Genomic DNA, 13,395 nt, shown 5'->3' on the forward strand with positions numbered 1-13,395 from the left:
TACAGAGATGGAGGTGATAAAGATGCAGGCTGATGGGTTGATTCTTGCAGGCGGAAAGAGCAGCAGAATGAATGGAATTCATAAAGGAAATCTCATGTATCGGCAAGAGTCCTTTGTAGATCGTCTGGTTAATGAATTTAAGAAAGAGGCCCGGAATATCTGGATTTCTTATGGGAATCAAGTCCATAAAGAATATAAAGGCTGTAAGATTGTGCTAGACAAGTATATGGGGTGTGGTTCGATAGGGGGTCTTCATGCAGGACTTCAAAACAGCAGAAATAAGATTATAATGACGGCGCCTTGTGATATGCCATTGATTGAGATGAAACTATATTATTTTCTGGAACAGTTTCTGAAGCCTCAAAGCTTTGGCGTTGTTCCGTTAACAGAAGGAAAGATGCAACCATTAGCAGCTCTTTATCGGAAAGAGGCGGCAAAGATACTGGAACAACAGATTCAGATTGGGAATTATCGTGTAAAAGATGCGGTAAAACGTATGCCCGTCTATTTTGTAGAAGTATCACAATACCCGGATATAAGAAAGATGCTTCTGAATATTAATACACTTGCGGAATATCGAATGTTGACAAGAGGAGAAGAGTATGAATAGATTAAGTTTGCAGCAGGCACAGGAACTTCTGCTTGAGAGAGTGGAGCAGATTAAGGAGACTGAAAAGATCGTCTTGTGGGATGTCACTGGAAGAGTTCTGGCGGAAGATATCACAGCGACGAGGAATCAGCCGCCGTTTCCACGTTCTCCTTTGGATGGCTATGCAGTCCGAAGTGAAGATCTAAAGGAAGCGACCAGAGAGCATCCGGTATATCTTAAAGTGTTGGAAGAAGTGACTGCAGGGCATGTGGCAAGAGAGTATGTGTCAGAGAACACGGCTGTTCGGATTATGACAGGGGCTTTGATTCCAGAGGGAGCAGATTGTATTGTAGGACAGGAAGATACCGATTATGGTGAAGATGTGGTCGCAGTTTATCAGGAAATCCGTCCTTATGAAAATTATTGCATGGAAGGAGAAGACTATAAAGCAGGGCAGAAACTTTTGTCAGAAGGGACAATGCTTGGCGCGGTAGAAGCAGGAGTTCTGGCAAGCCTTGGCATGGAGCAGATACCCGTTTACAGAAAAGTAAAAGTTGCATTGCTTACGACTGGGGATGAGATCCTGCTCCCGGGTGAAGAATTATCTCCTGGGAAAATCTATGATTCCAATCTCTATACTTTGGGAACCCGATTGTTGTCCTGGGGAATGGAAGTCACCTGCAGGGAGCGTGTAGGAGATGCCCCCAGACTTGCGGCAAAGAAGATAGAACAGGCAGCAGAGAGAGCGGATATTATCATCACAACAGGTGGAGTATCTGTCGGGAAAAAGGATATTATGCATGAAGTATTGGAAATACTGTCTTGTGAGAAGCTATTCTGGAGAATTGCCATCAAGCCGGGAATGCCGACATTATGTGCGCAGTATCATGGTAAATTATTGATATGCCTGTCTGGAAATCCGTATGGTGCAGCAGCGAATCTCGAACTTCTGGTCCGTCCGGTACTGGCAAAGATGTCTGGAAGGACTGATCTGCAGCTGAAACGAGTACATGCAGTTGCTGAAAATGAATTTCCAAAGAAAAGTAGCGTGACAAGATATGTACGTGCGCATTATAATAATGGATATGTAAGGATTGCGGACGGATCGAATGCCTCTGGAATCTTAAGTTCCATGTGTGGATGTAATTGTATGATTGAGATTCCGGCAGGAACCGAGCGATTGAATAAAGGAGATCGAGTATGGGTCGTGATGTTATAGAAAAAAGGCCGATGATTATTGCGGTGTGCGGAGTGAAGAACTCTGGGAAGACTACACTGCTTGTGAAGCTGGTGGAAGAGCTGACAAGACGGAAGATCAAGACCGCCGTTATAAAGCATGACGGGCATGATTTCATAAGTGATGTTCCGGGAACAGACAGCTACCGTTTTCATCAGGCCGGTGCCTATGGAACTGCTGTGTTTTCTGATTATCGGATATCCGTACATAAGGAAGGCTGTGGGGAACAGGAACAAGAATTGATCCGTCAATTCCCAGAAGCCGAAGTAATCTTGATGGAAGGTTTAAAAAACAGCAGCTATCCTAAGATGGAAGTTATTCGAAAAGAGATATCCCATGATCCGGTATCGAATCCAGCAGGGCGCTTTCTGATCGTAACAGATTGGGGGCCGGAGGAATATGCAGAACCAACGGCAGGATTCGAAGAGATTGATCTGATATTAGAAAAGATGATAGACATGGGGGAAAAAGATGGAACTGACACATTTTGATAAAAAAGGAAATGCCATTATGGTAGATGTAACGGAGAAGAATGTGACGGATCGAGAGGCGGTCGCAAGTGGAAGAATCAAGGTAAGTCCGGAAGCATATGCAGCGATTGTTAGTGGAACTGCCAAAAAAGGAGACGTATTAGGAGTTGCCAGAGTTGCAGGAATCATGGCAACAAAGCAGACATCGAATCTGATTCCGTTATGCCATGTGCTCCCGATTACAAAGTCCGAGATTGACTTTCATATGCTAAGAGACAGCTATGAGGTGGAGGCTGTCTGTACGGTAAGAGTATCAGGAAAGACAGGGGTTGAGATGGAGGCATTGACAGGAGTCAGTGTGGCGCTTCTGACAATCTATGATATGTGCAAAGCGATTGATAAACGTATGGAAATCGGGGACATTCATCTGTGTAAGAAGACAGGAGGCAAGAGTGGTGACATCCATATCTTATAATAAAGCAGAGGAATGTCTGAGATTAGGAGGAGAGGCATGGGAATCGTAAGAGCGGTCTGCATCAGCGACCGAAGAGGAATTCAAAAAGTAAATGTGGAAACTGCACAGTTTGAAGAGGGATTTGGAATCTGTGGGGATGCCCATGGGGGCAATTGGCATAGACAGGTAAGTCTGCTTTCCGCAGAGAAGATAGATGAATTTAATCAAAGAGGGGCGGATGTAGAATCTGGTGCGTTTGGAGAGAATCTGGTGGTCGAAGGATTTGATTTTAGAGAATTACCGGTAGGAACTACCTTCCAGTGTAATGATGTGATACTGGAGATGACCCAGATTGGAAAGGAATGCCATACGCATTGTCAGATCTATCAGAAGATGGGAGAGTGTATCATGCCGACGCAGGGAGTGTTCGCCCAAGTAATTCGTGGCGGTACCATCTCTGTCGGAGACGAGATGAAGATCATAGAAAGGGCGGACACACGTTACACAGTGGCAGTTGTTACGTTGAGTGACAAGGGTGCGCAGGGAGAGCGTGAGGATACGAGCGGGCCTCTGATCTGTGAGATGGTAGAAGATGCCGGATACCGCGTGGTGGAACGACTGCTTCTTCCAGATGAGCAGAAACAGATTGAGCAGGAATTAATTCGGCTGGCAGATGGAAGACAGGTGAACCTGATATTGACCACCGGAGGGACAGGTTTCTCCGAGAGGGACAGGACACCAGAGGCTACTATGGCAGTGGCGACTAGAAATGCACCTGGAATCGCAGATGCAATCCGTATGTATTCTTTGTCGATTACTGGAAGAGCAATGCTGGGAAGAGGAGCATCCGTCATTCGGAATAAGACGGTGATTGTGAATCTCCCGGGAAGTAAAAAGGCAGTCAGAGAGAGCCTGGAATATATCTTGCCACATCTGAAGCATGGGATACAGATTCTATTGGGCGATACTTCAGATTGTGGAGGGAAGTAAGGAGTAGAGTACAGATGATATATGATCGTATGGTACCAGGGACGTTCTTAGAACGTCCCAATCGTTTTATTGCATATGTAGAAATAGAAGGAAGGAAAGAGACGGTCCATGTGAAGAATACCGGACGCTGTGCGGAGTTACTTCAGACAGGGGTAAGAGTATATTTACAGGAATCAGAGAATCCTGGCCGGAAGACGAAATGGGATCTGATCGCGGTAGAGAAAGGCAGCCGGATGGTCAATATGGATTCCCAGATTCCGAATAAGGTAGTAAAAGAATGGCTGGAAGCAGATCATTTGTTTGAAAATATTACCAGAATACAGCCGGAGTTTACGTATGGCAATTCTCGGTTCGATTTGTATGTCGAGGCAGATGGAAAACGGATTTTTATAGAAGTAAAGGGCGTGACGCTGGAGCAAGATGGTGTTGTACGTTTTCCGGATGCGCCGAGTGACCGGGCGGTGAAACATGTGGAAGAGTTGAAGGCGGCAGTCAAAGAAGGATACGAAGCTTACGTGTTCTTCGTGATTCAGATGAAGGATGTCCGGTATTTTACGCCGAATATGGACACACATCCGGCGTTTGGAGAGGCGCTTCGAGATGCCGCCAGGGCAGGAGTACATGTGTTGGCATATGACTGTGAGGTCTCCAGTGACCGAATTGCTATTGCGGATAAAGTTCCGGTAGTATTAGAAGATCCTGCGTTATATGAGATGGTATCTCCAATTGTCACATGGTTTCAGAAGAATAAGCGTGATCTTCCCTGGAGAAATCATCCGGATGCTTACCGCGTGTGGGTATCAGAGATTATGCTTCAGCAGACGCGGGTTGAGGCAGTAAAGCCTTATTATGAACGCTTTTTAAGAGAACTGCCAACGGTGAAGGATCTGGCTGAAGCAAAAGAAGATCAGTTATTAAAACTCTGGGAAGGACTGGGCTACTATAATCGTGTGAGAAATATGCAGAAGGCTGCACAGCAGATTATGATAGACTATCAGGGACAGTTCCCAGACACCTTTGAAGAGATTCGTTCTCTGAAAGGTATTGGAAATTATACGGCAGGTGCTATCAGTGCATTTGCCTTTGGACTTTCAAAACCCGCAGTAGATGGCAATGTATTGAGAGTCATTTCCCGACTGATGGGCAGCAGAGAAGATATTATGAAGCAAAGCGTACGAAGTAAGATAGAAGAGAAACTGGAACATGTGATTCCAGAGGGGGCAGCCAGCGATTTTGATCAGGGATTGATTGAACTGGGTGCACTTGTCTGTGTGCCTAATGGGGAACCAAAATGTACCGAATGCCCAGTCGCACATCTATGTGAGGCAAGAAAACAGGGGATGATAGCGGAGATTCCGGTAAAAAGCAAAGGAAAGGCACGTAAGATGGAAGACAAGACAGTACTTATATTCAAGGACGGAGAAAAGCTTGCCATTCAAAAAAGACCTTCCAAAGGTCTCCTCGCCGGACTCTATGAATTCCCGAACCAAGAAGGTCACCTGACGATGGAGGAAGTGACGGCCTACAGTAAAAAGATTGGTCTCATGCCAGTTCGGATAAAGAAGCTGGAAGATGCAAAGCATATTTTCAGTCATATAGAATGGCATATGTCAGGATATGAGATTGTTGTAGATGAGTTAGAGAAAACCAATGAGAAAGCATTTTTATTTATTCATCCAGAAGAGATAGAGAAGAAATATTCCATTCCATCTGCATTTGAAGCATATACCCGTTATGCGGGCATAAAAAAAGATATATAGAAAACAACTATATATAAATGCTGTTATCAATATTTTCGATTTTAGCTTGTTTTGTGGAAGTGGTATGATAATAGTAGTTTTGAGTGATGATTAAGGAGGAAATGTAATGGAAGTTATCAAAGATTTACCAGAGGTATTCGAAGAATTTGCAGAACAGAGAAAGAATTCTTTTCTGGCAGTAAAGAACTTAAAAGATCAGGGAGTTCCGGTAGTAGGAGCTTATTGCACGTATTTTCCACAAGAGATTGCAATGGCTATGGGGGCTGCTACTGTAGGCTTATGCTCCACTTCAGATGAGACAATTCCTGATGCAGAGAAGGATCTGCCGAAGAATCTATGTCCATTGATCAAGTCTAGCTATGGATTTGCCAAGACGGATAAATGTCCTTTCTTCCATTTTTCAGATGTTGTAGTCGGAGAGACAACCTGTGACGGTAAGAAGAAGATGTATGAGTATATGTCTGAGTTCAAGGATATATTTATTATGGAGTTGCCGAATACTCAAAGTGAAGAATCATTAAAATTATGGAAGAGTGAGATTATTCGTTTCAAAGAATACTTGGAGAAAAAATTCGATGTTACAATTACGGAGGATGATGTAAGAGAGGCCATTAAAGTCAATAACGAAGTCCGCAGATCTCTGAAGCGACTGTATGAAGTGATGAGACATGATCCGGCTCCAATCACGGGACATGACCTGTTTAAAGTATTGTACGGAAGTGGATTCAAGTTTGACAGAAAAGCAATTCCGGCAGAGACAGATGCTTTGGTTGAAAAGATTGAAAAAGAGTATGCAGAAGGAAAGATGCTGGAGAAAAAACCACGTATCGTCATTACAGGATGCCCAATCGGTGGAGCTACAGAAAAGGTTATCCGTGCAGTGGAAGATAATGGCGGTGTCGTTGTTGCTTTTGAGAACTGCAGCGGTGCAAAATCTATTGATAAACTGGTAGACGAAGAGAACCCAGATGTATATGATGCATTGGCAAGACGTTATCTGAATATTGGATGTTCTGTTATGACTCCAAATCCGAACCGTCTGGATCTTCTCGGAAGACTGATTGACGAGTACAAAGCTGACGGCGTTGTGGAGATGACACTTCAGGCTTGTCATACATACAATGTGGAGACCCTGGCAATCCGCAGATTTGTCAATGAAAAGAAGGGAATTCCTTATATCAATGTAGAGACAGACTATTCCCAGGCAGACATTGGTCAGCTGAATACAAGAATTGCAGCATTTATCGAGATGCTCTAAGATATGAAAAATGCCAGCTGCTGCATGATGCAGGGCTGGCATTTTATTATACATATATTTAGATCGGCTGATGAGAAAGCTTTGGTACTTTCCTTTCCTGTGTCGCATATACAAATGGATATATAATGCATGCCATCGCGATGGCAGCGATTACATCCGTTACAGAATGCTGCTTCAAGAATACTGTTGACAGAATGATCAGAACAGCAAGGATATAAGCAGCCCATTGAATCGGACGATGCTTCTTCAAACGTTCATCATAAGCAATTGCAATACATGCGCCAATGGAGTTGAATACATGGATGCTTGGCAGTACATTCGTTGAAGTATCTTTTGAGTAGACATATTTTACAAGATCAACAAAGATGTTATCTCTTGCAAATGTAGTCGGACGCAAGTGCTGACCATTTGGAAATACTGTGCAGATAATCAGGAAAAGCGTCATACCGGTAATTAAAAATGCGGCAAAGCGATAGAATCCTTTTTTATCTGTAAAAAACAGGTATGTGGCAGTTGCAATAATAAACATGAACCATAACAGGTATGGAACGACAAAATATTCTACAAAAGGAATATAGTCATCCAATGGTGAATGAATCCAAAAGTAATCGACTCCGGTTCTATTTTCCAAATACAAAAACCAAGGCATATAGATGAATGCATATAAAAGTACCCATGCATGACTATATTTCTTGGCTGTTTTTTTTATCCTCTCTATGGCTTTCATAAACATGACCCCTTTGTAAGCCTCTTAACATATCATATTCCTGGTTCAACAGGGATTATAACATGAAAAAATTGAATCAACAACCTTGTTCACGGTTTGTTAATAATTTTCACATGGTTTTTCGAAAATCTGAATGTCAAAATGCTGTTTTCCGCGGCTTAACATCTTTGGTGTTCGAAGTGTCCATACGGCAATCGGAATATGAAAGAGATTCTTTAGTATCCATACATTGGCGACCGGAAGATCACTGAGCTTATAAGAGATGAAGTCCGGGCGGCCGAGAAAGTTAGCGAGCAGATGCTTTACCACAAAACGGAAGAACCAGAATTCTTCCTGGTTGTCAGCGGTCAGATTAGAAGAAAGCTGGCCTCTTAAAACCTGTGGTGCGTGAAGTCGGAACCATCGAATTCCCATAGTGTTAAAAGATTGAATGAGATATCTTCCGTGATACCCTTGTAATTGACGGAGCGTTTCTTCGCAGATCTGCATGGAAGAGGTAGGAATCTTCAATTCAATCAGCAAAGGGACTTTTCCATCTACAAGAGATAGTACATCTCTGAAGAGAGGGATTGTCTCTGAAGTTCCCAGAAGGTGACAGGATTTTAGCTCATGTGAAGTTAGATTTTCAATGGTATCCGGACGGCTGCACATCCTTTTTAGTGTATCGTCATGGAATACAACAAGTTCTCCGTCTTTGGTCAGATGAAGGTCAAGCTCGATTCCGTATCCATTTGCCAGTGCAGCTCGAAATGCCATCATGGAATTCTCCGGAATCCCCTTTTCCTTGCAATGATATCCGCGGTGAGCGAACATCGTATGTCGATAGTGAGTCATATCTTTCTTTCGTGAAAGGCGGGGACATATTGCATAGATATAAAGAAGTATGAATACAACAAATAATAAAACAATAAGCCCAATCATCATAAAGTCCTCCGTAACTTAAGGTGCACTGATCAGCCGTATTTTTTCGGGTTCCAGATAAGCCTGAATATGTTTCCGCTGAAAGACAGGTTCTCCGTCCGTGTGGATAGGAAGTGAGACTTCACTTACGATGTCAATCTTTCGGCAGGAATCAATATGTATACCTTTGAAATGTGTATGCCAACCCTTGAAAGCCGTAGGAAGTAAAGCGAGTATCTTTAACTTTGGCATGTCTGATACAACGATAATATCCAGCAGATCATCATTTGGACGGGCTTTTGGACAGAATTTAAAACCGCCGCCCTCGTAAGCCAGATTCATGGCTGTGGCAAAATATACCTTCTCAAATTCAATTTTCCGTTCGTCATCCAGTGTGATCGTCATTTTTTTTGGTGATATTGTAAGGATTCTGTGAAGTGCAACTCCGGCATAGGTTAGTTTGCCAAGTTTGAGTTTGTTCAATAGTATTTTTAATTTGGACACCATGACTTCATGGCAGACTCCGGCGTCAAATCCAATCCCGGTGCTTACTGCAAAGCGTCGTTTCTTGTCTTCGTATTCGAGAACTCCGATGTTGAGTGGTGTATAGTGTGAGGGGGCAAGAATATTTTCTAAAGCCCTGGCAGGATCGGTTGGAAGATTCAGACCGCGGGCAAAGTCGTTACTAGAGCCGATTGGTATGTAGCCAAGAGTAACCTTTGCCAGATCGACGATTCCAGAGATTACTTCGTTAATCGTTCCATCGCCTCCAAGTACAATAATCGTATGCGGTTCGTGATCAGCGGTAATCTGGCGGACAATCTTGGTAGCATGGTGCTGATATTTGGTGAAAAAAACTTCGTATAATATGTTCTTTTCTTTTAAGACGAGTTCAATGCTTTTCCACATCTGAATTCCCAAGCCAGAACGGGCATTGGGATTGGTTATGAACGTATACATAATGGTTCTCCTATAGATATTATCAATAAGTAAAAAGCTCATATTAAAATAAGCAATTGGCATTATTTGAAGGGTAGCGTTATAATACAGTTACAAGATATTATTGTTAAATGGTTTCACTACCATATTCCCTTCTAGAAAATCCTTTAAGTCCGCTTGCTTGAAGGATTTTTTTTGCATAGAATGAAAGATATTAAAATAATCCATTCAGATAAGTTTCAAGAGAACGTTTCATATTTCCCTCAAAATCTGTATCCCCACTTTTCAGACACCACTCAAATACATTGCCGATTACGATCATACGGATATCGGTGGTGATATCTTCCAGCGCCAGAGAAGGATGGATGATATTCGCATCTATTACTTTTTGCAGATAGTTTGATACCGTAATGATTGGATAGGGCCGCTCTGTTCGAATCAAAGGATTGAGTGACTGGTTCTTGGGGGTATAGTAATTGGACATAAATTCTACACCAAGTTCTTGACAATAATGAACGTAGTTTAAATATACATAGATAATGGTCTGTTTTGCTTCTTCGGCATTTTCCGGAAGATCCAGAAGATCTGGATTAATGCTTGGTTGTTCTTCGATATAATAAGATAACAGGTCATCCTTAGTCTTGAAATGGTGATAAAAGCTTCCGTTTGATACGCCAGCCTCTTCGCAGATGTTTTTGATAGATAACTGATCGTATCCTTTTTTCTGCAGGATATGCTTGGCGGCACGAAAGATCTTGTCCTTGGTTTCTTTGGATTTTAACTGTTGTTTGGATAGTTCTTGTGTTGCTTGCTGCATGTTTATACTCCCTCTGGAAATAATTATTTTGCTTTTGTCATTATAGCATGGGAGATATGAATTTTCAAGAAAACAGAGTGAACTCGGTATTGCGTATGCCATTGCGGTTTCCAGGGAATTCCGCTATAATAATTACTAATGCGCATATGAGATTTAAATGCAGCGGAAAGGGTTACAGTATGGATATTAATCAGAAGATTACAGAAGAATTAAATGTAAAGAGATGGCAGGTAGATGCTGCAGTCAAATTGATTGATGAAGGCAATACCATTCCATTTATTGCCAGATATAGAAAAGAGGCTACGGGAACACTGGATGATGAGCAGCTTCGTAAATTATACGAAAGATTGAATTATCTGCGTAATCTGGAAGAGAAAAAAGAACAGGTATTATCCAGTATTGAAGAACAAGGAAAATTAACAGAAGAGCTGAAGAAGCAGATTCTGGCAGCTGAGACATTGGTCGTAGTAGAAGACTTGTATCGCCCGTATCGTCCGAAGAGAAGAACGAGGGCGACGATTGCTAAGGAAAAAGGATTGGAACCTCTGGCGGCGGTGATCACTCTTCAGAAGATGAGCCGACCGGTGGAAGAAGAGGCAAAAGCATATGTGAATCCTGAAAAAGAGGTCAATACTGTTGCAGAAGCGATTGCGGGAGCAAGAGATATCATTGCAGAGAGTATCTCTGATGAAGCGGATTACCGAAGCTGGATTCGTAAGATTACGATGCAGAAAGGCCGCCTCATCTCAACAGCGAAGGATGAGAAGGCTGAATCTGTCTATGAGATGTATTATGACTTTGAAGAGCCGGTGAATCGATTGGCAGGTCATCGTGTGCTGGCATTGAATCGTGGAGAGAAGGAGAAGTTCCTGACGGTGAAGATTGAAGCTCCCGAGGAAGATATTATTCGATATCTCGAGAAGAAGACGATTCATGGAGACAATGCTTATACAACTTTGGTCTTAAAAGAAGCAATAGAAGACAGTTACAAACGTCTGATTGCACCTGCAATTGAACGGGAGATCCGCAATGATCTTACGGAAAAGGCAGAAGATGGAGCAATCGAAGTGTTCAAGAAGAACCTGGAACAGCTTCTGATGCAGCCACCGATCGTAGGGCAGACTGTTCTTGGATGGGACCCGGCTTTTCGTACCGGCTGTAAGCTCGCGGTGGTAGATCCGACCGGTAAGGTCATTGGGACAACGGTCATCTATCCAACGGCGCCAACGACACCACAGAAGATACAGGCATCCAAGGATCTGTTAAAGAAGATTATCAAGAAATATAACATTACGCTTATCTCAGTGGGAAATGGTACGGCTTCCCGGGAATCAGAGATGTTCATCGTAGAATTATTAAAAGAGATTCCAGAGAAGGTTCAATATGTAATTGTTAACGAAGCTGGAGCATCCGTATACTCTGCCAGCAAGCTGGCGTCGGAGGAATTCCCGAAGTTCGATGTGGGACAGAGAAGTGCGACATCCATCGCCAGACGACTTCAGGATCCTCTGGCAGAACTGGTGAAGATTGATCCAAAATCCATCGGTGTAGGACAGTATCAGCATGACATGAATCAGAAAAAACTTAGTGAAGCGTTGTCCGGTGTAGTAGAAGATTGTGTTAACAGAGTCGGCGTGGATTTGAATACAGCGTCGGCACCACTTTTGGCATATATTTCCGGTATCTCAGGAACCATAGCTAAGAATATCGTAACCTACCGCGAGGAAAATGGACGTTTCACTGACCGGAAGCAGCTTTTGAAGGTTGCTAAGCTTGGACCAAAAGCTTTTGAGCAATGTGCCGGTTTCATGCGGATCCAGGGAGGGGACAACCCGTTAGATGGCACCAGTGTACATCCAGAATCTTATGAGGCGGCAGAAAAGCTGTTGAAAAAGCAGGGATTTGCAGTAGAAGACATCAGCGGTGGAAAGCTTGTGGGCTTGTCACTGACAATCAAAGACTACAAGAAACTTGCAAAGGAATTGGGAGTTGGCGAGATTACTCTGCGGGATATTGTAAAGGAACTGGAAAAACCAGCGCGAGATCCGCGTGATGAGATGCCAAAACCGATTCTTCGGACAGATGTCCTGGAGATGAAAGATCTGACGGAAGGTATGGTGTTAAAAGGAACTGTCAGAAATGTAATTGACTTTGGTGTGTTTGTGGACATCGGAGTCCATCAGGATGGACTGGTGCATATTTCCGAGATCACGGATAAAAAATATATCAAGCATCCACTGGAAGTAGTGAGTGTGGGAGATATTGTAGATGTTAAGGTGCTGAGTGTAGATCTGAAGAAGAAGAGGATTCAGCTGACAATGAAAGGTATTTCATAGATTTTCGAAAGAGAGGTTGATGAAATCATGAAAAATTGGAAGAAAAGCTTGTTCACTCTGGCAGGAGTACTGATAGGAAATGTAATTCTTGCGTTGGCAGTTGGGGCGTTTATTGTGCCGCACGGAATTATCATGGGCGGTGCGACCGGTATCGGTCTTACCATTACTCATTATATACCTGTCAATTTGTCAGTAATCGTATTTATTATTAATGCAGTTCTGTTTATATTGGGTACTTTTGTGTTGGGAAAAAAGTTCGCGCTTACGACCATCATCAGTACCATTGTGTATCCGGTATTCTTGTCGATTGTGCAGGCAATCCCGGGAATTGACACTTTGACTGACAATATTATGCTGGCAACGATCTATGCAGGTGCGTTGCTGGGAATAGGAATCGGACTTGTAGTACGTGTGGGAGCATCTACTGGAGGAACAGATATCCTTGCGTTGGTATTGAATAAATGGTTCCACGTATCGATTGCAGTTATGATGTATGTGGTGGATTTTATCGTCTTGGGATTCCAGGTGCTCTTTTCAAATTCTGAGCAGATTTTGTATGGTATTCTTGCACTTGTTCTCACGACGTTGGTTATGAACCGTGTCATACTGATGGGACAGTCTCAGATTCAACTCTTTGCTATCACTGAGAAATACGAAGAGGTTAAGGAAAGAATGTTGAAAGAGATTGATGCCGGAGTAACCATGGTTCATATAGAGACTGGTTATGGGGAAAAACAACAGAAAGGTGTGCTGTGTGTTATCCCGAACCGAAAATTATATTCTGTAAATCAGATGGTCCAGGCTGTTGATCCAAAGGCGTTTATTACGATTACCCAGATTAACGAGGTACGTGGACGGGGATTTACAATGGAAAAAGTACGTTACGGAGAGGAAGAAGAGACTCAATAAGCATATACT

The 13,395-nt window shown here is 42.9% G+C and carries 13 protein-coding genes; 9 read left to right on the forward strand and 4 right to left on the reverse strand.

Features of this window, described 5'->3' with window-relative positions:
• The first annotated feature begins 22 nt into the window (after window positions 1-22).
• The 7 genes from mobA to ABE613_RS04265 all read left to right on the forward strand — a co-directional run bounded on the left by mobA (window position 23) and on the right by ABE613_RS04265 (window position 6,758).
• On the forward strand, window positions 23-610 hold the full coding sequence (mobA, locus tag ABE613_RS04235; protein WP_347375760.1) for a molybdenum cofactor guanylyltransferase: 588 nt from the start codon (window positions 23-25) through the stop codon (window positions 608-610).
• Complete coding sequence (locus ABE613_RS04240) at window positions 603-1,808, forward strand: molybdopterin molybdotransferase MoeA (RefSeq protein WP_347375761.1); 1,206 nt, start codon at window positions 603-605, stop codon at window positions 1,806-1,808. Before mobA ends, ABE613_RS04240 begins: the two co-directional genes overlap by 8 nt.
• The gene (gene mobB / locus ABE613_RS04245; RefSeq protein WP_347375762.1) at window positions 1,790-2,317 is read left to right on the forward strand and encodes a molybdopterin-guanine dinucleotide biosynthesis protein B; all 528 of its coding nucleotides are present in this window, start codon (window positions 1,790-1,792) and stop codon (window positions 2,315-2,317) included. The genes ABE613_RS04240 and mobB overlap by 19 nt, the downstream gene beginning before the upstream one ends.
• Window positions 2,298-2,771, forward strand: a complete 474-nt coding sequence (moaC, locus tag ABE613_RS04250) for a cyclic pyranopterin monophosphate synthase MoaC (protein ID WP_347375763.1) — start codon at window positions 2,298-2,300, stop codon at window positions 2,769-2,771. The genes mobB and moaC overlap by 20 nt, the downstream gene beginning before the upstream one ends.
• 36 nt (window positions 2,772-2,807) lie before the next feature.
• Window positions 2,808-3,740: a molybdopterin-binding protein gene (locus ABE613_RS04255; protein WP_235233223.1), complete on the forward strand. Its 933-nt coding sequence runs from the start codon at window positions 2,808-2,810 to the stop codon at window positions 3,738-3,740.
• A 14-nt stretch (window positions 3,741-3,754) separates the two neighbouring features.
• Window positions 3,755-5,500 carry an A/G-specific adenine glycosylase gene (gene mutY, locus ABE613_RS04260; protein WP_347375764.1) on the forward strand — a complete coding sequence of 582 codons (1,746 nt, stop codon included), beginning with the start codon at window positions 3,755-3,757 and terminating at the stop codon, window positions 5,498-5,500.
• A 106-nt stretch (window positions 5,501-5,606) separates the two neighbouring features.
• Window positions 5,607-6,758 carry a double-cubane-cluster-containing anaerobic reductase gene (locus ABE613_RS04265; RefSeq protein ID WP_347375765.1) on the forward strand — a complete coding sequence of 384 codons (1,152 nt, stop codon included), beginning with the start codon at window positions 5,607-5,609 and terminating at the stop codon, window positions 6,756-6,758.
• A 58-nt stretch (window positions 6,759-6,816) separates the two neighbouring features.
• On the opposite strand, the gene ABE613_RS04270 is transcribed toward ABE613_RS04265, so the two are convergent.
• The 4 genes from ABE613_RS04270 to ABE613_RS04285 all read right to left on the reverse strand — a co-directional run bounded on the left by ABE613_RS04270 (window position 6,817) and on the right by ABE613_RS04285 (window position 10,141).
• A complete protein-coding gene (locus ABE613_RS04270; protein ID WP_347375766.1) occupies window positions 6,817-7,485 on the reverse strand; it encodes a phosphatase PAP2 family protein in 669 nt (222 codons plus the stop codon).
• A gap of 99 nt (window positions 7,486-7,584) precedes the next feature.
• A complete protein-coding gene (locus ABE613_RS04275) occupies window positions 7,585-8,409 on the reverse strand; it encodes a glycerophosphodiester phosphodiesterase (protein ID WP_427742651.1) in 825 nt (274 codons plus the stop codon).
• A 15-nt stretch (window positions 8,410-8,424) separates the two neighbouring features.
• Window positions 8,425-9,345, reverse strand: a complete 921-nt coding sequence (locus ABE613_RS04280) for a diacylglycerol/lipid kinase family protein (protein ID WP_235233219.1) — start codon at window positions 9,343-9,345, stop codon at window positions 8,425-8,427.
• 193 nt (window positions 9,346-9,538) lie between these two features.
• Window positions 9,539-10,141 (reverse strand): TetR/AcrR family transcriptional regulator, encoded by a 603-nt coding sequence (locus tag ABE613_RS04285; RefSeq protein WP_347375767.1) that lies wholly within the window; start codon window positions 10,139-10,141, stop codon window positions 9,539-9,541.
• Window positions 10,142-10,320: 179 nt separating this feature from the next.
• Between ABE613_RS04285 and ABE613_RS04290 the strand changes: the two genes are divergently transcribed.
• Complete coding sequence (locus ABE613_RS04290; protein ID WP_347375768.1) at window positions 10,321-12,477, forward strand: Tex family protein; 2,157 nt, start codon at window positions 10,321-10,323, stop codon at window positions 12,475-12,477.
• Between the two features lie 27 nt (window positions 12,478-12,504).
• Window positions 12,505-13,386, forward strand: a complete 882-nt coding sequence (locus tag ABE613_RS04295; RefSeq protein ID WP_347375769.1) for a YitT family protein — start codon at window positions 12,505-12,507, stop codon at window positions 13,384-13,386.
• Window positions 13,387-13,395 lie beyond the last annotated feature (9 nt).

Origin of the sequence: Dorea chungnamensis (assembly GCF_039832125.1) — a bacterium.
In the GTDB taxonomy this organism is placed as follows: Bacteria; Bacillota; Clostridia; order Lachnospirales; family Lachnospiraceae; genus JAFBIX01.